Origin of the sequence: Shewanella sp. MM_2022_3 (assembly GCF_022557375.1) — a bacterium.
Taxonomy (GTDB): domain Bacteria; phylum Pseudomonadota; class Gammaproteobacteria; order Enterobacterales; family Shewanellaceae; genus Shewanella; species Shewanella xiamenensis.
This window is the reverse complement of sequence record NZ_JAKZGV010000009.1, coordinates 1-25,752: the sequence shown is the minus strand read 5'-3', so window position 1 is coordinate 25,752 and position 25,752 is coordinate 1. Positions and strand designations below refer to the sequence as shown.

Annotated in this window: 17 protein-coding genes and 1 pseudogene; 12 read left to right on the top strand and 6 right to left on the bottom strand. The window is 45.7% G+C overall.

The annotated features are described in order from the left end of the window. Positions 1–437: 437 nt before the first annotated feature. The 3 genes from MMG82_RS07525 to MMG82_RS07515 all read left to right on the top strand — a co-directional run bounded on the left by MMG82_RS07525 (position 438) and on the right by MMG82_RS07515 (position 3,190). Entirely contained in the window at positions 438–1,181 is a 744-nt protein-coding gene (locus tag MMG82_RS07525; RefSeq protein ID WP_037414710.1) for a helix-turn-helix domain-containing protein, read from the top strand. Further along, complete coding sequence (locus MMG82_RS07520) at positions 1,174–1,704, top strand: hypothetical protein (RefSeq protein WP_037414709.1); 531 nt, start codon at positions 1,174–1,176, stop codon at positions 1,702–1,704. The genes MMG82_RS07525 and MMG82_RS07520 overlap by 8 nt, the downstream gene beginning before the upstream one ends. An 85-nt stretch (positions 1,705–1,789) precedes the next feature. Next, complete coding sequence (locus tag MMG82_RS07515; RefSeq protein WP_037414753.1) at positions 1,790–3,190, top strand: hypothetical protein; 1,401 nt, start codon at positions 1,790–1,792, stop codon at positions 3,188–3,190. Here the strand turns inward: MMG82_RS07515 and MMG82_RS07510 are convergent. The 5 genes from MMG82_RS07510 to srmB form a co-directional block, all read right to left on the bottom strand. Then, entirely contained in the window at positions 3,171–5,408 is a 2,238-nt protein-coding gene (locus MMG82_RS07510; protein ID WP_241406685.1) for a PAS domain-containing protein, read from the bottom strand. The genes MMG82_RS07515 and MMG82_RS07510 overlap by 20 nt on opposite strands. 133 nt (positions 5,409–5,541) lie before the next feature. Beyond that, entirely contained in the window at positions 5,542–6,246 is a 705-nt protein-coding gene (locus MMG82_RS07505) for a TatD family nuclease-associated radical SAM protein (RefSeq protein ID WP_037414706.1), read from the bottom strand. A gap of 168 nt (positions 6,247–6,414) precedes the next feature. Further along, the gene (locus MMG82_RS07500; RefSeq protein WP_173944729.1) at positions 6,415–9,621 is read right to left on the bottom strand and encodes an efflux RND transporter permease subunit; all 3,207 of its coding nucleotides are present in this window, start codon (positions 9,619–9,621) and stop codon (positions 6,415–6,417) included. Then, a complete protein-coding gene (locus MMG82_RS07495) occupies positions 9,621–10,832 on the bottom strand; it encodes an efflux RND transporter periplasmic adaptor subunit (protein WP_037414704.1) in 1,212 nt (403 codons plus the stop codon). Before MMG82_RS07495 ends, MMG82_RS07500 begins: the two co-directional genes overlap by 1 nt. A gap of 297 nt (positions 10,833–11,129) precedes the next feature. After that, positions 11,130–12,392 (bottom strand): ATP-dependent RNA helicase SrmB, encoded by a 1,263-nt coding sequence (gene srmB, locus MMG82_RS07490; RefSeq protein WP_037414703.1) that lies wholly within the window; start codon positions 12,390–12,392, stop codon positions 11,130–11,132. Positions 12,393–12,793: 401 nt separating this feature from the next. Here srmB and MMG82_RS07485 point away from each other — a divergent pair, with 401 nt between their 5' ends. Beyond that, the gene (locus tag MMG82_RS07485) at positions 12,794–16,120 is read left to right on the top strand and encodes an MHYT domain-containing protein (protein ID WP_241406684.1); all 3,327 of its coding nucleotides are present in this window, start codon (positions 12,794–12,796) and stop codon (positions 16,118–16,120) included. 2 nt (positions 16,121–16,122) lie between these two features. Continuing rightward, positions 16,123–17,118: a two-component system response regulator gene (locus MMG82_RS07480; protein WP_047535039.1), complete on the top strand. Its 996-nt coding sequence runs from the start codon at positions 16,123–16,125 to the stop codon at positions 17,116–17,118. A gap of 309 nt (positions 17,119–17,427) precedes the next feature. On the opposite strand, the gene MMG82_RS07475 is transcribed toward MMG82_RS07480, so the two are convergent. Then, entirely contained in the window at positions 17,428–18,138 is a 711-nt protein-coding gene (locus tag MMG82_RS07475; protein WP_047538229.1) for a methyltransferase, read from the bottom strand. Between the two features lie 569 nt (positions 18,139–18,707). On the opposite strand from MMG82_RS07475, the gene brnQ reads away from it, so the two are divergent. The 7 genes and pseudogenes from brnQ to MMG82_RS07440 form a co-directional block, all read left to right on the top strand. Next, entirely contained in the window at positions 18,708–20,123 is a 1,416-nt protein-coding gene (brnQ, locus tag MMG82_RS07470; RefSeq protein ID WP_241406683.1) for a branched-chain amino acid transport system II carrier protein, read from the top strand. 81 nt (positions 20,124–20,204) lie between these two features. Continuing rightward, complete coding sequence (gene xerD / locus MMG82_RS07465) at positions 20,205–21,107, top strand: site-specific tyrosine recombinase XerD (RefSeq protein WP_169547393.1); 903 nt, start codon at positions 20,205–20,207, stop codon at positions 21,105–21,107. Between the two features lie 151 nt (positions 21,108–21,258). Next, on the top strand, positions 21,259–21,984 hold the full coding sequence (gene dsbC / locus MMG82_RS07460) for a bifunctional protein-disulfide isomerase/oxidoreductase DsbC (RefSeq protein WP_037414691.1): 726 nt from the start codon (positions 21,259–21,261) through the stop codon (positions 21,982–21,984). Positions 21,985–22,082: 98 nt separating this feature from the next. Beyond that, the gene (gene recJ, locus MMG82_RS07455; protein WP_172587379.1) at positions 22,083–23,807 is read left to right on the top strand and encodes a single-stranded-DNA-specific exonuclease RecJ; all 1,725 of its coding nucleotides are present in this window, start codon (positions 22,083–22,085) and stop codon (positions 23,805–23,807) included. Between the two features lie 44 nt (positions 23,808–23,851). Beyond that, the gene (locus MMG82_RS07450; RefSeq protein WP_069453429.1) at positions 23,852–24,181 is read left to right on the top strand and encodes a hypothetical protein; all 330 of its coding nucleotides are present in this window, start codon (positions 23,852–23,854) and stop codon (positions 24,179–24,181) included. Positions 24,182–24,216: 35 nt separating this feature from the next. Next, a complete protein-coding gene (locus MMG82_RS07445; RefSeq protein ID WP_241406682.1) occupies positions 24,217–24,651 on the top strand; it encodes a GNAT family N-acetyltransferase in 435 nt (144 codons plus the stop codon). Positions 24,652–25,196: 545 nt separating this feature from the next. Beyond that, positions 25,197–25,752: pseudogene (locus tag MMG82_RS07440) on the top strand (IS4-like element ISUnCu8 family transposase); the annotation flags it as partial.

Sequence of the window (25,752 nt, the reverse complement as noted above, 5' to 3'; positions counted from 1 at the left end):
TTCCTCTTTAGTAATTGCTTTTATTTATCAATCAGAAAACTGGGTTGATGAAAGCCATTCTAGGGAACCAAAAGATAAATAATGTGATTTGCCAGAGAGGATATTTCCCTTATTAGTGAAGACGGTGTCGTTGAATTTTTAATTGCTTTATAAGGTTGAATTTTGGGGAATAATTCGCTTTTTTAGATTGTAATTTGTGCTGACACACATTATTTGTGATATTTATGTAAATTTTTAAGCATTTATCAGCCCAAGTTATTGTCTGCAAATACCATTTACATCTGTGAACTAAAGCAGATTTTTATTTTATACACCCAACCTGCGGCTTATCTCACGAAATGTAATTATTTGCCGCCTTGGGTTAACAGGATCACAGTAATCATTAGAAGCCTTGCATAGACTTAATTCCATGATTTTATAGGCTTGGGGTTTTCTTTATGCAAGTGGGGAGCTGTTGGTTTGACAAAGAGCGTGGTTTGCTCGTCGAACAAGCTCGGAATGAATCTTGGCACCTTCCTCGTGCTGAGTTACAGGTGTTGACCTTATTGGTTGAACATCAAGGTAAACTGGTCTCAAAGCATGAGCTTAAGACTGGTGATGGTGAGCACCCACCGCTAACAGATACTTCACTCGCTCGCGCAGTATTTATGATCCGCTCTTTTCTTGGTCCGCAGTATGAAGGGCTGATTGAAACCGTCAAAGGCCAAGGTTATTTGCTACACAATACCCAAGGGCAGCGGTTAAAAAGCTTTCATTATCCTCGATTACAGTCACTACCTTGGTGGAGTGCGCTACTGGTTTTTGGTTTTATGCTGGCGATTTCGGGTTTTTATCTTAGCCGAATTGATCATAGTGTGCCGACTGAACCCTTGTTATCGACAGAACTTCCTTTGGCATCAGGACAACATATTCGCTTGCACCTTTACGCTAATTCTAAAACGAACAATACCATATTGTTTGAGTTAGGCGATCGATTGGGCCAGGGACTAAGCCGCTGCGGACAGAGTGATTGGTCCGAGGTTTATTCTTCTCTTTCACATGATAAACAAGTGCTTAACATTACTTTGCGCGGCCATAAGCTCGGGCAGTCCGTTATTCGAAACTTAAAGATAAGTGATTTTAGACGCCCTAAAGAGTTTATTGATGCACAGTGGCTACAGGAGATTGGGATCTGTGGCTAAGTGGCTAAAGTGGACGATAAATCTCACGATTCTCACTGCGCTGATTGTGGCTTGCGGGGTGATTTATCTGCAATCAGTCTCAAATAAGGCGGTGATCCTCAATTGCAGCTCCGAACTTTTTGACCGTCATGCTCAACGGGTTGAAGATGGTAAATACTATCTTTTAGTCGATGTGCTGATCTCAGCGGGCAATGCACAGATTAATTATCGATATTTTAACCTCGATGGCTCCAGTGCAGGCACCATTCTGATGCAGGGCGAAGTGCAAAATATGGAACTCAATCGTATGGCCTACAACGTGTCGGTTAAGACCAAGACAGAATCTGAGGAGGTCGATAAAAAACATTGGCCAGAGCATATGAAGTATCTGTCTTATATTAGTAGCTTACATTTTAGTGAGTCAGGCAGACATAACCTTAGCATTGAGGTGCTTGATAGTGACCCAGACCAAGACTACGCCGTGGTATTGTTTCAGCCCAGTAATACGGTTTGTGGTTGTCGAATCGTCAATAGCCGAATTTAATCAGTGAATTTAGCGCGCTTTCGGTTTAGATTGTATTTTCGATGGTGTTAATGCTGACTCTTTGGCTCCAATCATTAAGGTTTTTGTGTTTAAGATACGTGTCAAACAAGAAGAATCCCTGTCGATTAAGTTCAGCCACCAGATGGAAAAGGGCGATAATCGTCAGCTTGACCTCTATTTCTTTTTACCTAAGGAAATGGGCATAGGTGCGCACACCTTAAACGAAGAAGAATATTATCATAGCGCCATTGTTGGCCGCCGTTCTTACTATTCCGAAGGTTTGCATTTACCGCTCGTACAAGGCCGTTTTGCTAGTATGAATCGCCGCACTGTGGAAGAGTTTAGGCTGTACTTAAACTTGTTTGCCTACCAATTTGCGGTAGCGGTTGAAAACGATGTCAAAGAACTCAATCGGATTGCTGATGTTGAGCATTTTTATCTCGCACTCGATGAGTTGTGTGAACAGATAACCCAATTGCTGAAAAAGTTTCGCCGTAATGAACCAGGCGATGCTAAATGGAAATCCTATTTTGAAAATGCGGATAACTATCTGTCTTGGTTTTGTGAGCAGCAACTGCTAAAAGTATTAGCCCACGCTACCCGTACCAGTGACTTTTCCGACATTCAAGAGCGAGTGCTGACTCTTTGTCGAAATGAATCAGCCTATCGTGATGCCAATAACTATAACTCGGCACAGACAAAACAAGATCCTAATCGAATTTCGAATAAGATGCTGTTATTACGGCGTTTGATTCAGCAAGGGGTCGTACTTAAAGAAGAGTTAAAACCGCTGGGGATCGGCCTTAAAAAGTTCACAACGGGGCTTGCCACGGCATTAGTGATGTTGGTGGTGTCGGCGCTGATTATTGAGGCACAGGGCGTTTTTAGCGGTTTTACTATTGCCCTCGTATTGACCTTAGCGGTGATATACGGATTTAGGGAAATCTTTAAGGACGATGTGCGTAATGCTCTTTGGCGCTTTATCCAGCGTGGTCGGCCGCGGTGGAGCCGTATCTTAAGGGATACCACTAGCCAGGCTGTTATTGCTAAACAATTGGTGTGGTTGGAGTTTATGCGGCCACAGGATTTACCCGAAAAGGTCAATGAAATCCTAAAACACCGGCATAGCCAGAACAAAGTCGATGCCGAGATCCTCCATTACAAAATTGCGACTCGGGTAAACCAAGGCGAGTTTCAGGCGGGCTATTCAACAATTCAAGAGCAAGTCAACTTTAGTTTTGTGCCGTTTGCCCGCTACTTAGAGCGGGGCAAAGCCAAGATTTACAAGGAGCTTGAGGGCAAAATCAGCCATGAGTCGGTCGAGCGTCGTTACCAAGTTAATCTGATTTTAGTGCTACGTGATGGCCGTGAAGAGCCGGAATATGCTCGCTATAAAATCACGATGAACCGCTCTGCGATTATCGAAATCACCCAAAGCCAACTGCCAGATTCTTTTAATCCGCCCGTTAAGACGGCTGGCGAGTAAAAGCCTGGCCGATATTCTGGTCGTTATTTTGTTTTGCTCGTTTGAGTGCAACCTCGGCATTGCTGAGGTATTGCTCCAGACTTTGTCCTTCTTGATAGCTAGCTATGCCGATGCTGATCCCTTCACCTAAACCGTTGCTGTTAAGCTTTTCTATGGTATTAAGGGCAAAGTGATGTGCCGCTGTTGCATCGGTATCTGGAAGTAATAACAACAGCTTACCCAGTTGCCAATGGAGTATTTGGTAGTGGGTTGGTATCTCAAGTAATAGCTGAATTTCCACTTCTTGCTGGCGATTTTCGAGTTGATCGATATCGCTCATGTGGCTCAGTAATCCCTCTGGATTAATGTCCATCACGAGTAGACTCGAGTGGTTGCGGCTTTGGGGCGAAAGTGAAGCAAAATAGCGTTCTAAATCTGACAGGTGCTGCAAAATCGTGCTGCGATGTGGCACAAAACTGCGGGGTTCTGCGCCACGTTGGCCATCGATAGCTTGTTCTAAGGTGCAGATGATGTAATCAATCTCACCGTCAGTCGCGACATGCCCCTTGAGGGTGGCCTGTAAACAATTGGAGTGACGTAGATTGGGTGAGCAAAGAATCTGGCCTTGCCATTGGCCTTGCATGCTGATTTGGGCAGTGATCCGTTGCCATTGATTACCTAAATCGTTAGACAGCAATGACGCTAAATCATGATTCAGATCGCCGTTGAGTTGCATGAGCTGATCAAATACAGGATTAATTTTTATCAACTTACCATTGGCATCCGTCAGTGCCGTCGCCACCGTGGTATCACACAGCAGCTCACTTAAGAATGCTTGGTTCTGACTGTTAATAATGGCGCTGATATCTTCAAGCGTGATCAACATATGGGGTAAACCTCGCCCTAATCGCGGGGCTTGTCGTACGTTGACTCTTAGTGTTGAACCCGCTTCATTGTCGAGCGACAAGTGACCAGACCATTCACCCAATCGGTGCACTTGTTCGAGGATTTGCGTGTGCGTTAGATCATCGAGATTTAAGGCACGTTGCAGACTTCGATCGGTTAGTTCATCTTGGGGAACTCGAGTCGCTTCGGCCGCTTTAGGGTTGGCACTGATAATGCGCGCCTGTTCATTGGCTAATATATAGCCTATTTCACTGTTAAACAGTGAGTTTGCAACGTCAATGCTGTATTGGCGCGAGCGATACTGTAACCGATACATGTGGCTAAGTAGAATGACCCAAGCGGCCAGTAACGTCAGAACTAAAGATGCGACGATAACGATGTTCTGCCACTGCGAAAACTTTGAGGCAATATCGTCGTTACGGATATAAGAGAGTAAAAAATATTCCCGGCGCAGCTCGGGTTGGTTAGTGAGTTCAACTTTAAGGTAAACAAACGTCGCATCTTCACCGTGAAACTGGCCAAAGTTGCTCATCGACATTTCGCGCCATAGTGCCGGATAACTTTGGCGTAAACTCGCGCCTAAGGTATCTGGAATATGGGTTAACGGTGCAAGATCGCTCACCCCTGCATAGAGTAATCCTTGGGTATCCAGTACTAACATGGGGGATTTATTGCTTGAGAAAGCAGGTTTTATCGCCTCTAACATCTGTACCATTGAATTGTAGGTAACGAGATAACCTAAAGAGCTTTGATCGGGTTTTTCTAACCAGGTCATTTGATACATGTAGGGTTCGAGCATGCCATTGAGTGGCACAAACTCTAAAGGTGAGGTGAACACTTCTTTTCCACCAAAATTACGGCTAGAGCCAAGAAGGGCTGCGGGAAGTGCATCCTGACTAAAGTTAGCCGGTGTTGCAAATTTATAATTTCCCTGAGGGTCGAAGAGGGCAATCCCTAGTAGTTCGGGAATATGCTCAACGAGTTCTTGCCAACTTGCCTGTAATTTTTGCTCTGCTGCAGGAGTTGGATTTTTAAGATATTGATTGAGTAGTTCATCCTTGGCGAACAACTGAGTGCGAAACTGCTGAAAGGCAACCTTATCTGTGATCAGCGTGCCTATCGTTTGTAATTCGCTATATCTTTGAGTTGCCCATTCTTCCTGTAACCTACGCTCACCTAAGGTAATGATTAAATTAGTTAAAATTATCATACCTATCACAAGCATCGATAACTGACTCGCAACAGCCAACAGGCGTTGGTGAGACCAATGCAGCCCTTGGGTCAATGAAAGTAATGGTGCGAGTGGATGTAGGCTTGGTTTGTTCTTCAGCATGGGCCGATTTTGAGTTGATGATCTGTTAATTTGGCTATGTTAACACGAATGAAATGTTACGACAGTGGCAAGTTGCTCGGTGATGGCGTTATCCCGAGCAAGAGATTCATCTAGTGGAGAGTCAAGGAGCTTGCTAGCCGAGTGTGCCGAGTACTCTGTGTTTAAACTCGCAGCCAGTTGCGAGCACTTGCTCACGGCAAAGGTCGATATCTACTCCATCTAATCCTTCAATCGCTGAGACTTGCACTCGCTCAATATAGTGGGGTGCGAGGGCGATAAAGGCATTTACCGCGGCATAGGAGTCTGCAAGTTTAGGTCGGCAATGTTGGTTATAGGCCGCCTCATTATCGGCATTGAGTGAGATAGATAAGCCATCAACACATTCAGCCAGTTCGGGCAGGATGTTACGTCGATGCACAAGATTACCCAATCCATCGGTATTGACCCTAACTCGACCGCCACGACGTTTAATTTCCTTGGCGACGGCAAGCAGCGTTGGAAGATTCATGGTCGGCTCGCCATAGCCACAAAACACATATTCCTCAAAGTCTTCCACATTGCCTAACAGCGGGATAATTTCCTCCGGTTTGGGCTGGTGGGTTAGTGCTAATTGATATTCATGGATTTGCTTGCTGCCATTGTGTTTCGGACAAAAGACACAACGCAGAGTACAGCGGCCAGTGATGTTTAGATAACGGCTTTTACGAATGTCGTAGACCAAGGTTTCGGTTGCGCAGGTCTCATTGGTACAGACTTCTGCGGTAGTATGGCCATTGGCTAAGGTCTCAGTGGCGATGAGCGGTTCAGGTTTGGCTCTAGCAGTGTGTGAGTTTGGCATACAACGACTTTATTTGGGTCTAAGCGATAACTTAAGGTGAGTGTAACCAATGCCCATAGGGATAACTGCCACTTAGATCGCACTACGCGTTTTAGGATGGCGCACTGCAAAAGCAAAAGAGAGCCTAAGCTCTCTTTTTATGGGATTCGCATAGATTACAGACGATAACTAATCCCGCTTATAGTCTGACTCATGTATGGCATCCAAGGAGATACTGTGGCTCTCGTTGATATGCAATGGAGTGTCCTGCGTTTTTTTCGGACGCCACCACCAATGGTAGAAGCGGCTACCAACGCGCTTTGCATCATCAAGTATGATATACAGTAGCGGCACTAGGATTAAGGTCACCACAGTTGAGAATAGAATACCGAAGGCGAGTGAGGTCGCCATGGGGATCACTATCTGCGCCTGTAAGCTGCGCTCAAGAATAATAGGCACTAGACCGACAAAGGTGGTCAATGAGGTCAAGATAATCGCCCTAAAACGATAACATCCTGAATCGACCGCTGCTTGCCTCACCGATTGACCTTGTTCACGAGCTCGGTTAACAAAGTCAACTAAGATCAGCGAATCGTTCACCACGACCCCTGCAAGTGCAACGATACCACAAAGACTCAACACACTCATGGCAAGTCCTTGGATCAAATGCCCAAACAGGGCGCCGATAATCCCAAAAGGGATCACTGACATAATGATCAGTGGCTGGCTGTAGGATTTAAGCGGCACAGCCATCAAGGCATAGATGGTAAACAGTGCAAAGAAGAAACCTTGTATCAATCCGACCATGGCATTCTGTTCATCCAAACTGCCACCATCGAGAGCCGTTTGAATCTTAGGATATTTTGCCTGAAGTTGCGGCAAGTAATCTTTCTGGATTTCATTAACGACTTTAGAAGGTTCAACCTTGTTTTTATTCGCGTTAGCGTTAATGGTTATTGCTCGTTTACCATCGACACGGGTAATAGATGCATAAGATTCACCCTTTTCGACTTCAGCAACGGTGGAGAAAGGTACCGACTTACCTTGCGGCGTTCGGATCAACATATTCTCCAGATAGCCAACGGTACGGCGCTGTTCTAAGGGATAGCGAACCATGACTTTGATTTCTTCTTTATTACGTAAAATACGTTGTGCTTCATAACCGTAGAAGCCGTAACGGACTTGGCGTGCTAAATCGGATAAGGTTAAACCTAATGCTTCCGCCTCGGGGCGGATTTTTAAACGGATCTCATGGCTGCCCGAGGAAAAGTTATCGGCGATATCATACACTCCCTCGTAGGTCGCTAGCTTTTGCTTAAGTTCGCGAGCCGCAGCTGATAATTCTTCTAAATCGCTTGAGGTTAATCTAAAAGAAATATCGCCACCACCGCCGCCACCGTTACCTCTAGCGTTAAAGTCGAGTTTCTTGACTGACAATAACTCGGGCAATTGTTCACGCCACTCGGTAGCAATGGTTTCACCGTCGACATTCCGATCTTCACCCTTAGTCAGTTCGGCAAAAATAAAGGCAGAGGTGCGTGAGCTCATGTTGATAAAGCTGTGTTTCACTACTTCGCTGCCGTTATCTTTCTCCATTTTGGCGTTCATTTTGTACAGGGCTTCTTCAATCTCCTGTACCACTTTAAGGGTGTTTTGTTCTGAGCTTCCCTCATCCATTTCTAATTGAACTTGGATAAAGTCGGAAGGAATATCAGGGAAGAACACCCAGCGCACTTTCCCGCTTGCCACTAAAGCGACAGACAAAATCAGCACACCTATAAAGGCCGCGACAACGTTGTAGCGATGTTGGATACAGCGCTCAAGGAAGTTGCGGTAACTGTGGTGAATAAAGTGTTGAACACGATTGTTAAATTTTTCTTTAAAGCGCCCAAAGAAACCCGTAGGTTCCCCTGGCTTTTTAAACTTCATATGGGCCAAGTGTGCTGGGAGAATAAATTTAGATTCAACCAGTGAAAATGCCAGGCACATGATGACGATCATGCCGATGGATTTCCAAATAATTCCCATCGGACCTGAGACCATTAGCATAGGGATAAAGGCGGCGATGGTGGTTAATACCCCAAAGGTGGCGGGCATGGCGACCTTTTGCGCACCGCGGATCACATTGTCAATCGAATGTCCGTGGCGTTCGACCTCACTGTAAGCGCTTTCCCCTATAACAATTGCGTCATCGACCACTATCCCCAAGACCAAAATAAAGGCAAACAGTGTCAGCATGTTGATGGTCATGGAGAAAGGTTCAAGCGGCATGATCAGCATTGTACCGAGGAAGCACACGGGGATGCCCATCATCACCCAGAAAGCGAGTTTAAGATCGAGGAATAACGCCAAAATCACAAACACTAACAGTGCGCCATAAAACATGTTCGACATCATCATGTTTAAACGGCCCTTGAGGTAGTGAGTTAAGTCGCCCCAAGTATCCAATTGAGCATTCGCAGGTAAGGTTGCACGACGTTTCTCGACGTAGTCTTTTACCTGCTGAGCAATATCGAGCGCATTTTGATCGTTGACGCTGGTGACTTCGATAATCGCGGCGGGTTTGCCGTTAAAACGGGTGTACTCTAGACGCTCTTCAAAATCGTCCTTAATGGTGGCAACTTGCGGTAACATCACCCGGCTACCGTCGGCACGGGTAGTGACAACGATATTGGCAAAATCATCGCCCGTATAGGCTTGACCTTTAGTGCGCAGCAGAATGTCGCCATCTTCGGCGCGTATCGAGCCGCCTGGTAAGTCGATGGAGGAATTTTGTACCGCCGTTGCGACTTGTGAGAAAGTTAAGCCGTATTCCCGCAGCTTATCTTCCGAGACTTCGATACCGATTTCATAGTCGCGAACTCCCGTGACTTTAGCACGGGTTACGGCGGGGAGCTGGGTCAAATCATCACGCACCGATTTGGCTAGCTCCTTCATATCGTGCAGTGACATATCTCCGTACACCGACACCCAAATCACGTTGTTTTCGGGCTCGATTTTAAAGATTTGTGGTTTTTCGATGTTCACCGGGAAGGTGGAAATCGCATCCAGTCGTAACTTGGCTTCATCGAGTACGATTTGGACGTCGTAGTCGTCTTCCACTTCTACCGTAATTGAACCAACACCTTCACTGGCAACCGAGGTGACTTTTTTAATGCCGTTGATATCTTGAATGGCTTCTTCAATCTTGATGTTGATGCCTTCTTCGATTTCCTGTGGCGCAGCACCTGGGTAAGCAACGGTAATACTCAATAAATTCAGGTTGAAAGAGGGAAATACCTCTTTATTGATCAGCACTGTGCTAAACATCCCGCCAATCAGCAGTGCCCACATTAACAGGTTAGCTGCCACGCTATTGCGGGCAAACCAAGCTAAGATCCCTTTTTGCGTATCCATTATTTTACTCCAGTGGCCGCAAGACTCGACTCAGGAGCATCTTCCTTAGGCGTCTGCACTGGTTTTGTTTCTTCGCCTATCACTTTGACTAATTGGCCATTGGCCATGTTATTAAAGTGAGTGATAGCAACTCGCTCACCGGTTTTTAAGCTGTCCTTGATAAATACGTTTTCAAGATCGCTACGCACGACATTCACATGGCGCATTTCGACGATATTGTTATTGTTAATCAAGGCGACATGCTCATTGCGTACCACATGGCGAGGCAGTTTGACTATACCATCGACGGTGCGGCCCTTAATCACGGCGTTGACAAAACTGCCGTATTTCAGTGGTAAACTGCCTTGGGTTTTGTGCTCTCGCAGGTAAGGATCTTTTATCTCGGCGACGAGGTAAACCATGCGGTTATCGGCATCAATCACCCCTTCGCTGCGGATGATATTGCCTATCCAGGTATTTTCCTTGCCTGCCAATGAGGCGCTTAAGGTGACTTGGGTATCGGGATTATCGACGGATTCCAAATAGGCCAAATCATCGTTAGAGATAGGTAGGCGAATTTCTGCAATGCGGGTGTCATACAGTTCACCAAGATTTGTACCTAGGGTAACGTATTGTCCTAAGTCGACATTTCTTGCCTTGATAATGCCATCAAAGGGCGCACGAATAACGGTACGTTCTAAGTTACGCTGGGCGCGAGCTAAAGCCGCCTGCGCATATTTAACGTTAGCTTGTTCTTTTTTCAATTGAGGGATGCGCAAACCGAGTTCAGGCGGCAATCCTTTGTCGTAACCCTTAAACTCAATTTTGGCAACTTCGCCGCGGGCGATTTCCTCATTGAGTGCTGCGGTTGCTTGAGCCAATGTCGCTTCGGCTTGCATTAAGTCGGCTTCGTAATCTGAAGGTTCGATCTGGGCAAGTTGGTCGCCTTTTTTCACTATGCCACCGGCAACAAATTGAGGTGAAATCGTCAGCATCCGCCCTTGGACTTCAGTCACCAGTTGCGTTTTATATTTGGGCGTGACAACACCGTAGGAGGGTAAGTTAAGCGAAACTGTTTGTTGCTCAACCTGGGTGACATCCACTATCGGGATCGGCATTTCTTCGGGTTTCTGCTCAGGTGTCTCCTTGGTTTTCATCAGCAAACCAGCGCCAACAATAAAGAGCAGTAAGATAAAAAAAGGAGATAATCTCCTTAGTAAGGTTTTGATCATATGATTGTTACATCCGTGCTAAATCGCTTAATGCGCCTAAAGTATCAGAGTCAGGCTGCGCAATAAATTTATTTTTGTAAATAAAATGTGTCTAAAGATGATGCTATCGAGTTTGTGTCCTGTTACCGCGACGGTTTAGTTTGCTGAGGATACAATTGCGTAGGAGTAGAGTGTTTTTTGTCATATGGGGTTCCACCCCGTACAAAAATATTTGCTAGGTCAATGAGCATAAAAAAAGCCGCAATTTTGCGGCTTTTAGGCGGAAGTAAGTATCAGCTTACTCCAAGGTTAGAAAACCTAGGACTGTTTTTTGCGGGCAATTTTGCTAGCTTTTTTTGCCGCTTCTTTTTTGCTGGTTTTTTTCGCCGCTTCTTTGGCTTTTACTTTTGCCTTTTTCTTGGATGGAACTCGCGCCTCTTTGTGCTTAGGACGTAATTCCTCAATGATTCGGCGTTTAAGGGGTTGCTCAATATAACGCTCAATCTTACCAACGATGCGCATATCATGGGCCTCAGCCAGAGAAATTGCCGTACCTTTGGCACCCGCGCGGCCAGTACGACCAATACGGTGGATGTAGGTATCGGCTGAACGTGGCATATCGAAGTTAATCACGTGGGTGATATCATCAATATCGATACCGCGGGCAGCCACATCGGTCGCCAGCAATACATTCACTTCGCCCTTAGTAAAACGACTTAAAGCTTGGAAACGTTTCTTCTGTTCCATATCTCCGCGCATAAAAGCACAAGGGATGCCGGCTTGGAGTAACTGACCTTCGAGGCTAGAGACTACATCGCGAGTCTTCACGAATACGATGGCGCGTTTTACTTCTTCCTGTTTTAACAAGTGGCAAAGCAGGGCAAATTTATGGTCTTTATCATCGGCGAGATGGATCCATTGGTGGATCTTGGCTTTCTCTTTGCGCGGTGCATCAACATCGATTTCGATAGGATCATTAAGCACTTCGCGGGCAAAGCGGATAACACCACTGCCTTCAAGGGTGGCTGAAAACAGCATATTCTGCTTGCGGCCTTGGGCTTCGAGTGCGATGGCTTTAACCACGGCAGAGAATCCCATATCGAGCATACGGTCAGCTTCATCGATGATCAGTATGTCGACGGATTCTGCGCTGAATTTACCTTTATCTAAATATTCCATCAGGCGACCCGGTGTCGCGACCAGAATATCGATATTGCCCTTTAGCGCTTCTTCTTGAGGTGCATAGGGCACTCCACCCGTGATAATTGCAATATTTAGCCCTTGGTCTGTGGCTAAATGGCAGGCATAGCGGTGAATTTGGCTCGCCAATTCACGGGTTGGGGTAAGAATTAATACACGCGCTTGACCCGAGTAACGACGCGGGAAGTCGATTAAATGTTGTAGCGCGGGTAATAAGAAACTGGCGGTTTTACCTGTACCCGTCGGGGCGCGCGCCAAAATATCCCGTTGCTCTAAAGCATGCGGCAACGTTTCTTGTTGGATTGTGGTGGGCGTATTGTGCCCCATGGCTTTAAGTGACTCTAATAAGCTAGGGTCAAGCTGGAAATCTTCAAATTGCATGCGCAGCGTCTCGACGAATAATAGCCCAGCATTATAAAGCTTATGCCTGTTAACTTAAATAACTTAATCCCAATGGCTTCGCTTTTCGGTGACGGGGTTGATAGAAAGGCCTCTTTTACTCTGAACCCCACGGATAAATTCGCAGTGATAATGTGATTTGTCGCATTTTGAGGCAGACAATTGGTAAAACTTGTATAAGATAAAAGTGATTTTTGTAACAAATGTCTGGCGTTTATTCAGAGTGTTGGATGGATTGTATCCGCGTGGTTTGGCGTTTAAGCAATAAATCGATGCCATTTATAGACCATACTCATCATTTTATGGCCCCTAAGCGTTAGCCCTAGTTGAATTGGCAAACCATTTCGGCGTGATTCTATTTATTTAATATGGGCTTGAATATTATGATTTTTAATTGGTTATCATCTTTTTTTACTTCATCTCAAGATAGCCTGTTACTCAATGTTTATTACGACCCTTTATTGGTCGCTATTTCTATTTTTATTGCTATTTTTTCTGCCTTTATGGCGTTTCAAGTTGCGACACAAGCTGCACGAACCCAATCTAAATCGCGACAGCAAATTATGTTATTCACTGGCAGTCTTGTCCTCGGTGGGGGCGTGTGGTCAATGCATTTTATTGGCATGCTGGCCTTTAATTTATGCACTCCAGTTTCTTATCAGTTTGGTCTTACTGCCTTATCGGTGTTACCCAGTATTGCGGCCTCGTGGGTGGCGCTTAGCCTACTATCTCAACCACGTATTCGGTTTCCCCAAGTATTGATTGGCGGTGTTTTAGTGGGTGTAGGTATTGGGGTAATGCATTATGTTGGGATGGCTGCCATGGATATGGCGCCATTATTGCGTTACGACCCTCTAATATTTGCTCTGTCGATTATCGTTGCGGTGATTTTAGCCATTATTGCACTTTGGGTTCGTACCGGACTGAATCAGTTTATCTCATCCAGCATGAGCACTATTACGAGTAATTTTATTGCCAGTATCGTGATGGGATTGGCGATTGCAGGTATGCATTACACCGGTATGGCGGCGGCGCGTTTTGTTAAACCCGCTGGACTAGAGCTTAGCGAACAAACGTCTGAAATTTCGTTTTATCTTGCGCTCGGGGTATCGATTATTACCGTCGTCATTATCTGCTTAGTGCTGATTGTGAATGTGATCTTTAAATATAAAGATCTGTCTTTACTCGCTAAATCAAACGAAGATCGAATGCTGGCTATGATGGATACCGCAGTGGATGGCATTATCACCATCGATGGTCAAGGTATTATCGTTAGCGTAAACCAAGCGGTGACGCGTATCTTGGGGTGGCCCTCGACAGAGTTACTTGGTAGCAATGTCAAAAAAATTGTGCCCGCCTCCATTCGCCCCCAGCATGATAGTTATATCGCTCAATATGTTAAAACTCGTGATGCACAGATTATTGGTACGGGGCGAGAGGTGCTGGCGCAGCATAAAAATGGCCATTTAGTGCCCGTCCGCCTCGGAATTGGGCATATGATGCAAGGCAAATCCCATTACTTTGTCGGTTTTATTTCCGATCTCAGCCAGCGAAATGAGATGGAGCAAGAGCTGAAAAATAATGAGGCCAAGCTGAGATCGTTGATCAGTAATATCCCCGGGGTGGCCTATCGCTGTATGAATACTCAAGGCTGGCCCATGGTTTACATCAGCGATGCGGTATTTAATATCACGGGATACCCGGCTTCAGATTTTGAGCTTCCTAACGCTAAACGTTTATTCTCTTCGCTTTATTATCCCGATGATGTCGATACTATTTACGCACAAGCACAGCCACCAACCTTTTCGATGGAATACCGTATGATCCGTGCCGATGGTGAGGTGCGTTGGCTGTTTGAGCATGGAAATTATATTTTTGATGAGCAAAATCCAGACGGGTGGATTGATGGTTTTATCATGGATATTACTGAACGTAAGGTGATGGAGCAGGATCTGGTGGCCGCGAAGAATAATGCGGAACAAGCTGCCGCCGCTCGCTCAGCCTTCTTGGCCAATATGAGCCATGAGATCCGTACCCCAATGAATGCCATCATAGGTTTTAGCGATATTTTGTTAGAGTCATCCTTGGATTATGAGCAACAAAAGCAATTATCAACCATTAATCGTTCGGCCAAATCATTATTGCATTTACTCAATGATGTTTTAGACAGTGCCAAACTCGACAAAGGCAAGCTGGAACTTGAAACCCGCGTTTTTTCTTTAACGGCTGAAATCGACACTGTTATCTCAACCTTGTGGTTGCAGGCCCAAAAGCAGCATTTATTACTGGAAGTGGATATCGCGCCAACGATGGGAACCCACTTTATGGGGTCGCCTGAGCGGATACGCCAAGTGCTGCTCAACTTAATAGGTAATGCTGTTAAATTCACCGCAGAAGGAAAAGTGACCGTAAGAGTTTTCTCTCCGTTAGACAATCAAGTGACATTTGAAGTTATCGATACTGGGATTGGCATGTCGCCAGAGCAGCTTGAGCGAGTGTTTGATGCCTTTTCCCAGGCGGATGCCTCTATGAGCCGTAAATACGGAGGTACTGGCTTAGGTACTACTATCAGCAAACAATTAGTAGAGTTAATGGGCGGGCATATTGAGGTTGAAAGCCGCTTAGGTTTGGGCAGTACCTTCCGATTTACAATTCCTCTCATTCAAAGTGTTGAAGACTTGACTCTACCGAGTTATGACAAGGTGTCACTGCCTCCATTAACAATACTGGTAGTTGATGATATTCAACAAAATATTGATCTGCTTTCAGTATATTTAACTCGACATGGACATCGAGTGATTACTGCCCGTGATGGTGAGCAGGCTCTATTACGAATGCAAAGGCATGATATTGATATCACCTTAATTGACTTACAGATGCCAGTAATGGATGGCTTAACCGCAGCAAGGCGTAGACGCCAACAGGAGCTTGAATTCGGGTTAACCTACATGCCGATGATTGCGTTAACAGCGAGTGTGCTTGAGCAGGATAAACTCGAGACACAACAAGTAGGAATGGATGGTTTTGCTAATAAACCCATTGATTTTTATTTATTAAATGTCGAAATCGCCCGCGTATTAAACCTTGAACTGTCCACACAGTCATTCAATAAAAATGAGCCCGATCTCAATGCCATCATCGATGAGCAAAGAGGGATACAACTCTGGGGAAGTAAAGCAAAGTTTATCCAAGAATTAGAAAAGTTTATCGCTCAATGGCCCGAAAAGTCTCGGCAGCTTGAGCAGGCAATTAACCAATCGGATCGGGATGCGATTGTCCAGCAAGGTCATGGATTAAAAGGCATTTCTGGCAATTTAGGCTTATTCCGTTGCATGGCCTTGTTTGTGGCATTAGAGCAAATGGCTGACTCAGAGCCACAGGTTTTAGTGGCTAGACAGCAGTTATTCAATGAACTTGAATCAACCATAGTGCCGATCACTCGTTATGTGCAGCAACTCGCTCACTATAAAGACGTGCAGATATCTACTCCTCAGACTGATCCAAACCAAGCTTTACCGCATATTGATGCTTTAATTGCGGCAGTACAACACCACTCCTTTGAAGAAGCTGATTTAACCGCCATTGAAAATCTATCGGTCCATCAACCCATGGTAAACACCATTGTTGATGCCCTCGATAATTTTGATTTTGATATTGCCCATACTGAATTAATTAAGTTGCGGCTTGTCATTAGCTCAAATAAGGAATAGCTATGCAGATTGCGACTGACGATAAGAAGACCTTATTACTGGTAGACGATGAGCCAGTTAATTTGCGGGTTTTGAAACAAATATTGCATCAAGACTATCGTTTGATTTTTGCTAAAAGTGGTGAAGAAGCATTGCATCTTGCCAAGGTTGAGCTGCCGGCTTTAATTTTACTCGACATCATGATGCCTGATATGACGGGTTTAGAAGTATGCCAAGCACTTAAAAGCATGCCTGAAACCCTGCCGATTCCAGTGATCTTTGTGACTGCGCTTAACGACGAGCATGATGAGGCGGCAGGTTTTGACGTAGGTGGCGTTGATTACATAGTCAAACCTGTGTCACCAACCATAGTTAAGGCTCGCGTTAAAACCCATCTCTCCCTTGTGCAGGCAGATGAATTACGTCGAACACGTCTGCAAGTTATTCAACGCTTAGGTCGCGCCGCCGAATATAAGGACAACGAAACCGGCACCCATGTAATGCGCATGAGCCACTATGCTCAAATCTTGGCGTTGGCCTATGGTCTCAGTGAGGCACAGGCGGATGACTTATTACATGCAGCACCTATGCATGATATTGGTAAGATTGGTATTCCCGATAGCATTATGCTTAAGCCTGCTAAACTCACCAAAGACGAGTTTGCTATTATGAAAACTCACCCCCATATCGGTGCTGAAATTATCGGTGAAGCCGATTCTGAGTTGTTACGGTTAGCAAAATCAGTGGCACTTACCCATCACGAAAAATGGGATGGTACGGGTTATCCAAATGGCCTAAAGGGAAAAGACATCCCGCTTGAGGGGCGCATCGTTGCCCTTGCTGATGTGTTTGATGCGCTCACTAGCAAACGTCCTTACAAAGAAGCTTGGTCGATTGCAGAAACGATGGCCTATCTTCATGAACAGAGTGGCTCCCATTTTGACCCTGAGTTAGTGCAGTTATTTACCGAAAATTTAGATAAAGTGATTGAAATTAAAAATAAATGGATAGATAAGTAGCCATTGGTTTATCAGGCGTCTAACTAGGGCGTGTTGACGTTTCAGGGTTATTTTTGCAGCAATTAGGCTGGCTTTTATGCAAGGCAAAGTCCGTGCAGTGTAGTTATTCTACATAAACGGACGATAACGCGGCAGAAAAGCCAGCCAAATGCTGCCCGAAGGGTTCGTCTGGCAAGCCCTTGCTCTTACTTTCTGTCATAAGAGCCGCTCGTCATTTGAGTAAACTACACATCATTCCTCGTTTCGCGAGCACGTGCTTGCCAGAACGAACAAAATCTAATCTCGAAACGTCAACACGCCCTAGCATGCCTATAGCTTAAGATAGAAATCCTTTGTCAGTTCGACCATTTGATTCGTGTAACTTCCCTCTAATCCACGGATGGTGAATACGGTGTGCACGCACTGGCTCCCCTTTGTTTTACTCAATAACAGCAAAACGCGATTGGCGGCTTTATTCTCCACACTTTTAACCTGTACCTCTTGCCTGAGATAAAGTGCGAACTGATTTAGGCAGACTTTAAAGCGTATAAGACTTTGAATCGGCAATATAAGACTTGCAGAACCCTCAGGTGATAAGCATTGGGAGATTGCTTTTAGCAATGGCTCAAATCCTAAGGTATGGGTATGGCGCGCCATCGCTCTATGCTGGTCGTTCGCCTTGGGGCCATGTTCGAAATAAGGCGGGTTGCAGATGATATGATCAAAATATCCGTAATACTGAGTTTGCTGGCAAAAGTCTTGAATATCGCTATGGATAATACTGAGCCTGTCCGCCCAAGGACTTTGCACCATATTGAATTGGCATGCGGCGGCGGCTTTTTCCTCAAGCTCCACCGCGGTGATCTGCCCAAGGCTTCGCTGCGCTGCCATTAAACTCAATAATCCACTTCCGGCCCCTATATCTAGAATGTGTTTTGCCTGAGCAAGCGGTGCCCATGCGCCTAATATCACGCCGTCGGTGCTAACGGGCATGCCACAATTAAGATCATCAATGTGGAATTGTTTAAAGGTAAAAGCCATGAAAACTCATTTATCCGATGAATAAGGGAATGCGATTTAAGATCGTGGCTATTTTAAAGGGCGAGTTGTGCTTTCGCTAAGATTTTTATGGTTATGAGTCGGGCGCATTGATGTTTAAAGATTCGTCCTGAAACGCCAACATACCCTAATCGCTCTATTCTTCCAATGAGATCGCGTTTGTGTATTTTTGTGCTGTTTTGAGTCTAAGTTCACTTAATTGGCGGTTTAATTTATTACCTTGGTAACTCATTGTTAGCAGTTAATTAGCATTGGAACGCTTTTTTCGATAAAAACTATCTTACCTGTTGTATTGGTTTTTGAATTCTGATATTAGTTTCGCCCCCATTTTTAATCAATTTTATGATTAACGGATAGGTGAACGGGTTTTTAGGTGAATAAATCGGCAATGAAGCCAATTTTTAGTTCATTTTTGTTTATAAACTCAGCAGATATCGCACATATTTACCACGGAATTGTGTAAACATAGATTTGCACTCCGGATGGGCTTTGTTTTAGCTATGGCTAATCGACACATAATCACTTAAGTTTATTAAAAACAATAAGACAAGATGGGGCTTTCCGTGCAAGACAATCAGATGAGTGTTGGGGATACATTAGGCTTAGGTTTTATGACCTTCGCGTTTTTTTTGGGGGCGGGTAACTTAATTTTTCCTCCCTTTGCGGGGATGTTAGCTGGGGAGAACATGCTCCTTGCTATGTTAGGGTTTCTCATCACTGCCGTAGGTTTACCTTTGGTCGGGCTCATTGCTGTTGCTAAGGCTCAAGGTAAGGTTATGGCGATGTTGCCTGTGTTTGCGGCAACGGCATTAGCCATTGCGATTTATATCATCATCGGGCCTGCATTTGCAGCGCCGCGTACTGGTCTAGTGGCTTATGAAATCGGTGCTAAGCCCTTTATTGATAACACCACAGCAACCATTATGCTTGGCAGTTTATCGCTTAATCTGTCGCAACTAATTTATACCTTGTGCTTCTTTACTGTGACTATGCTGTTGGCATTGTTCCCCGGGAAATTACTCGACAGCGTCGGTAAAGTATTAACCCCTATCCTATTGTTATTACTAGTAGGTTTAGCCTTATCTGTGGTGTTTTTACCCGCTTCTGATGTTGGCGCGGCCGTAGGTGATTACAAAAACCATCCGCTGACTAAAGGTATTCTTGAAGGCTATAACACTATGGATACTTTGGCATCTTTGATGTTCGGTATGTTGATTATCGATCTGCTGCGTAAAAAGGGCATCGAGCAGCCTAGCGCACAGACTAAGTACCTTATTCGCGCTGCCTTTATTGCCGCAGCGGGTCTTGCCTTTGTTTATGTGTCATTGTTCTTTTTAGGTGCCACGGCGGGTGATATTGCCGCAGGTGCTAAAAATGGCGGTGAAATTTTAACTAACTATGTGACCCGTGAGTTTGGCAATTTAGGCACTGTGTTGTTATCGGCAGTGGTAACGCTAGCCTGTTTAACTACGGCGGTGGGATTAGTGAGTGCGTGCTCTGAGTTTTTCAATGAGCTAATGCCAAAGCTGTCTTATCGTTTTCTGGTTATTATATTAAGCGCTATCTGTGCTGTGATTGCGAACGTTGGGCTGTCACAACTGATTAATATCAGCATTCCGGTATTAATGACGGTTTACCCTGTGGCTATTGCACTGGTCGCGGTAACCTTTTTAACTGAATATTTCCCTCGTCCGCAGTTTGCTCACCGTGCGACCCTGTCTGTGGCACTCCTGTTTGGCATCTTTGACGGTATGAAGGTTGCCGCAAAAAGCCTCACGGGCGAAGACGGTAAAGGCGTGACTGAAGCGGCGCAAAGCTTTATCGATCTGGTCAGTGGTATGTCTCCCACCCTGTCTCTCCTACCGCTGTATGAAGAGGGAATGGCGTGGTTATTGCCAACCTTAGTGGTCATTGTGCTGTGTTTAATGATTCGCGGTGGCGGTGCAAAAGCAGTCACTGCCGCCTAAATAAAGGCGACTGCCAGTCGCGGAGAAATTAAGTTAATATCAACGGCGTATCTACCATACGCCGTTTTTTATGGAGTTTTCGTGGCTAAAACCTATCAGTGTGATCCGCTTATTGATGCATTTCTTGATGATCTTTGGTCTAGTAAGGGCTTAAGTGACAATACCTTGAGTGCCTATCGCACCGATTTACGCCATTTTGATCGCTATCTGCAAAGCCAAGGATTGGGTTTGTGCGATGTGGGTCAAGCTGACGTCCGTGCTTACTTAGCTTATCGGGTCGAGCAACAATTTGCCCGCACTAGTAGTGCACGTTTGCTGAGTAGTTTACGGCGTTTTTACACCTATTTATTGCAGACCAAGCAGATTGCAGGCGATCCCATGGCACTGATTGAATCGCCTAAGTTAAGTCGGCATTTACCTGATTCTCTAAGCGAGTCACAGGTTGATAGGTTACTGGCTGAGCCCAATGTGGACGACCCCGTTGAATGCCGTGATAAAGCCATGCTGGAGTTGTTATATGCCACCGGACTGCGGGTGAGCGAGCTGGTGGGATTAACCATGGAGCAGATGAGCTTGCGCCAAGGCTTAGTGCGGATTGTGGGTAAGGGCGGTAAAGAGCGTTTAGTGCCAATGGGTGAGGTAGCAATAGCCGCCGTAGAACATTATTTAACTTCAGCGCGGCATGAACTCTTAGGCTATGTTCAATCTGACGTGGTGTTCCCTTCAAAGCGCTCGCAGATGATGACGCGGCAAACCTTTTGGCATCGTATTAAGCTCTACGCGAGCCGAGCTGGAATTGAAACTGAACTTTCACCCCATACCTTGCGTCATGCCTTCGCCACCCATTTACTCAACCATGGCGCCGATCTTAGGGTTGTACAATTACTTTTAGGCCACAGTGACTTATCGACAACTCAAATCTATACCCATGTGGCCCGAGCGAGATTACAAGAGTTACATCAGCAGCATCATCCACGGGGATAGGCTTTGTGGATCACAAAACCGTGAATGGTTGAATTTAGTTACAGTATAAATTTGCATTCTATTTGGCTTGTCTGTAACTTTTTGCCCCCATACAGGGTCTATTAACCTGACCCATATGTCGCAGTAGCGATTTACTTAATAGGAAGTCCCCATGAAGTTGACCCGAGCATTATCTTTAGTTTTCGCGCTTGTTGTTGCGCCTCTGGCCAGCGCCGCAACGGCGACCACTCCAGACACTGCTGCGATTAAGCAAAAACTCAGTGAAATGTTAGATGTTGAAGTGATTTCAATGCAGGATTCGCCCATCGAAGGTTTATATCAAGCTATGACTAATCGCGGCGTGCTCTATATCAGCCGTGATGGTTCAAAAATGTTCCACGGTAATTTATACGATCTTGATAAAGGGATGAAAAACCTGACTGAAGCGGCACTTGCAGGCCCTCGTTTGGCGATGATGAAGCCGCTTGAAGATCATATGTTGGTGTATAAAGCGAAAGATGAAAAACACGTTGTAACTGTGTTTACCGATGTGAGCTGTGGTTATTGCCGCAAGTTACATAGCCAAATGGCCGAGTATAACAAGTTGGGTATTACCGTACGTTACTTAGCCTTCCCACGTGCGGGTGTGCCATCTGCCAATGCCGATGAAATGCAGGCCATTTGGTGTGCTAAGGATCCATTAAAAGCCATGACTGAAGCCAAGGCGGGTAAAAAAGTCTCTGCCGCGACCTGTGATGCTAAAATCGCCGAACAATACGAATTAGGTACCAGCTTTGGTGTTAACGGCACGCCTGCTATCGTGTTAGAAGATGGCAATATGATCCCAGGATATCAACCACCTGCGGATTTATTACGTACTTTAGAAGCGCGCCAATAGCTGCAATTCGGCTAAACTTATCCCATTACCATTAAAGGTGAGCCTAAAGCTCACCTTTTTGTTATCTTAGCCCCATGATTGTTTAAGAGTTTGTTCCCTTGATCCATAAAATAATCCGTCGTCCAACTGTTGATGATAGCCATTTACCCGCTCACCTTCCGCCGCTGTTAAGACAGCTCTATGCTCGCCGTGGAGTCATGTCCGCCGAGTGTGAACTGGTACTTAAAGGCTTGTTAAGGCCCGATACCATGAAGGGCTTAGATCACGCCGCCAAGTTGATTGCCGATGCGATGCAGCTTGATAAGTCGATTCTGATCGTTGGCGATTTTGATGCCGATGGCGCCACCTCGACAAGTGTGTGTATCCTCGCGCTACGAATGATGGGCGCGAGTAAAGTCGATTATCTGATCCCTAATCGCTTTGACTACGGTTATGGCCTGAGTCCTGAGATTGTCGCCGTGGCGGCAACCAAACAGGCAGAATTACTTATTACTGTTGATAACGGTATTTCCTCCATTGAAGGCGTTGCTGCCGCCAAGGCCTTTGGCATGCAGGTGGTGATCACCGACCATCACTTACCCGGCTATGAGTTACCGGCGGCCGATGCCATAGTGAATCCCAATCAGCCCGGTTGTCAGTTTGCCAGTAAATCCATCGCTGGCGTCGGGGTCGCCTTTTATCTGATGACGGCGCTTAGGGCAGAACTGCGCGCTCGTCACTGGTATCAAGCTCGCGGTATTGCCGAGCCTAACCTTGGCACTCTGCTGGATATTGTCGCCCTTGGCACTGTGGCCGACGTGGTATCGCTCGATGCCAACAATCGTATTCTGGTCGAGGCGGGATTGCAGCGGGTACGCAGTGGCCGTTGCCGTGTGGGCATTACTGCTCTACTTGAAGTCGCAAAACGTAATCCAGCTCGGATTGTTGCCTCTGATTTTGGTTTTGCCGTAGGGCCAAGGCTCAATGCCGCCGGCAGGCTGGATGAAATGGCGCTCGGGGTCGAAACCCTGCTGTGCGAAGACATCATGTATGCAAGGCGGATGGCGGCAGAGCTCGATAGCCTCAACCAAGAGCGACGCGAGCTTGAGGTGGGGATGCAGCAAGAGGCGCTGAAAAGTCTTGAATATCTAAAGCTTAATGAAGAACAGCTCCCATGGGGTATCGCCCTTTTTCAAGAGGATTGGCACCAAGGGGTTATTGGTATTCTGGCCTCGCGAATTAAAGATAAATACCACAGACCCGTTATCGCCTTTGCCGACGCGGGTAATGGCGAAATTAAAGGTTCGGCGCGCTCCATCAAAGGTTTGCATATGCGTGACTTGCTGGAGCTAGTTAACTCACGCCATCCAGGGCTTATCAGCAAATTTGGCGGCCACGCAATGGCGGCAGGTTTAACCTTAAAATCCGGTGGCTTTGCAACCTTTGCCAAAGCCTATGATGATGCGGTGCGTGAACAATTAAAGCCTGAGCAGCTTACGGGGGAACTATGGTCCGATGGCGAGTTAACGCCGACGGAACTTACCCTCGAAATCGCCCAGTTACTGCGTAATGCCGGACCTTGGGGCCAGTCCTTCGAGGAGCCATTATTCGATGGTTATTTTAAGATTATCCAGCAGCGAATAGTGGGAGAACGCCACCTTAAATTAGTGCTTGAAACCCCATGTAGTACCCTGATGTTAGATGCGATTGCCTTTAATGTGGATTTACACACTTGGCCCGATGCGACGATTCAACATGCGCGTATCGTCTATAAGCTCGATGTGAACGAATATCGCGGTAATTTCACCCTGCAGTTGATGGTCGAGCAAATTGAGCCGATGTGATCCGCGCTGATAGCGGGTAAATAGAGGTGAAAAGGAATTTTAGATTGAAGTCATTATCAGACAAAAAGATTCGTCAGTTACTTAAGCGTTTTGCTTGGATATATGCGGTTTGCCTTTGTATTCCCTGGATTTCGGCGGTTTTGACTACAAAGGCTCAGGGCCAAACCTTGATTATTGGCATTTGGCCCGCGGCCTCATTATTTTATTTTCTTGCTTATCGCCACTTGGCTAAGTCCTTTCGATTTGAGATCAATCGCCATCTTGCTTTTAGCTATCACGGTGGTGGTTCCTTTGCTGGAGCCATGTATTCATTAGCAAAAGTGGTGTTGCTGGGTATGGTGTTGATGATATTTATGAGTGCAAAACATACCTAGATTAAGCGGTATTTAACGATAAATTGGAGCGATAAATGGAATATCGAGTCAGTAGTGAGCTATCGGAAATGGATTTTGATGTTATCCATGGTTTTATTGCCAACAGCTATTGGGCGCAGGGCATGCCTGCCGCGCTGCTGCAAAAGGCGCTGAGCAACAGTTTATGTTTTGGAGTATTTGATAAAGATAATCAACAGCTTGCCTTTGCCCGCTTGATCACCGATAAAGCCACCTTTGCCTACCTTGCCGATGTGTTTGTCCTCGAATCTCACCGCGGCTTAGGTTTAAGTAAGATGATGATGGCAGCAATTATGGAACATCCTGATCTGCAAGGATTAAGGCGCATAATGCTCGCCACCCGCGATGCCCATGGACTCTATGCTCAGTTTGGTTTTAAAGCGGTCGATACACCAGAAACCCTAATGCAAATAAGGCTTGAGAACCCATACCCAGATTTATCCAGTAAATAGGCATGGTGCTCAATAAATGATTTCCTAGGGGATGTGACGAAGTGGAATGTCCATTTGATAAGTATGGGTGAATCAAGGTGAAAGGATTAAGAGCTTTTATAAGGGTTGCTTATTTATCATTCTTGTATGTCATTTACCTGACTTTAGGGGGCATTCTTTTTGCGCTGCTTCGAACTGTGATGAGTGAGTTTGGAAATTTCACTGAGTTCATTCATATTTTTCTCACTATGACTATCGTAATAGTGATTCCTTTTTGCTTATTCGGTTTGGTTTTAGACTTCTTTAGGATCAGAGCATATTGTGTTTTGGTTCGGAGGTTAAATATGAAATACAGTTATTTCTTATCTCTGGACACTAAAGAGCAAGAAGCTTTAGCTCGTTCTTTGTGAAGAGTGTTATTTCTCTAAGACAACAAAAAGCCAGCATAAGCCTGTCTCTCATACACAAATCCCTGAACAATGCTCAGGGATTTTTTTTGAACTCATTCCCCGCATTGTGATCAGATCGTCTAGGGCTAAATATTCGAGGCGATTATGATGAAGATGATGGATCCAGAGCAGTGGGCGCAATGTCAATTTGGGCACGCAAACCTCAACGACCCAAGACGTACACAAAGACTTGTTTCACTGGCTACCTCAATTACCCAACAACCCGGAGTTGCCGTGTCCAGACTTCCCTTATCCCCCGCTGAGATTGAAGGGGCCTACCGATTTATCCGCAATGAGAATATTCAAGCCAGTGATATTGCTGAAGCGGGTTTTCAAGCCACCGCGCAGCAAGCTCGAGAGCATGACATCTTGTTAGCACTAGAGGATACCACCTCGCTGACTTACAAGCATGACAGTGTCAGGGAGGAGTTAGGTCATACCAATCAAGGGGATAAAAACCGTGCCATTCTGGCGCATTCAATCTTGCTGTTTTCACCGCAAAGCCAGCAAGTCGTTGGGCTGATTGAGCAACAGCGTTGGACGCGGGATATCACTAAGCGCGGGCAACGCCGCCAACATGCTACTCGCCCTTACGAGGAAAAAGAGAGCTACAAATGGGAACAAGCCTCCGCCAATATGTCTGCCCGTTTAGGCGAGCATATCAACAAGGTGA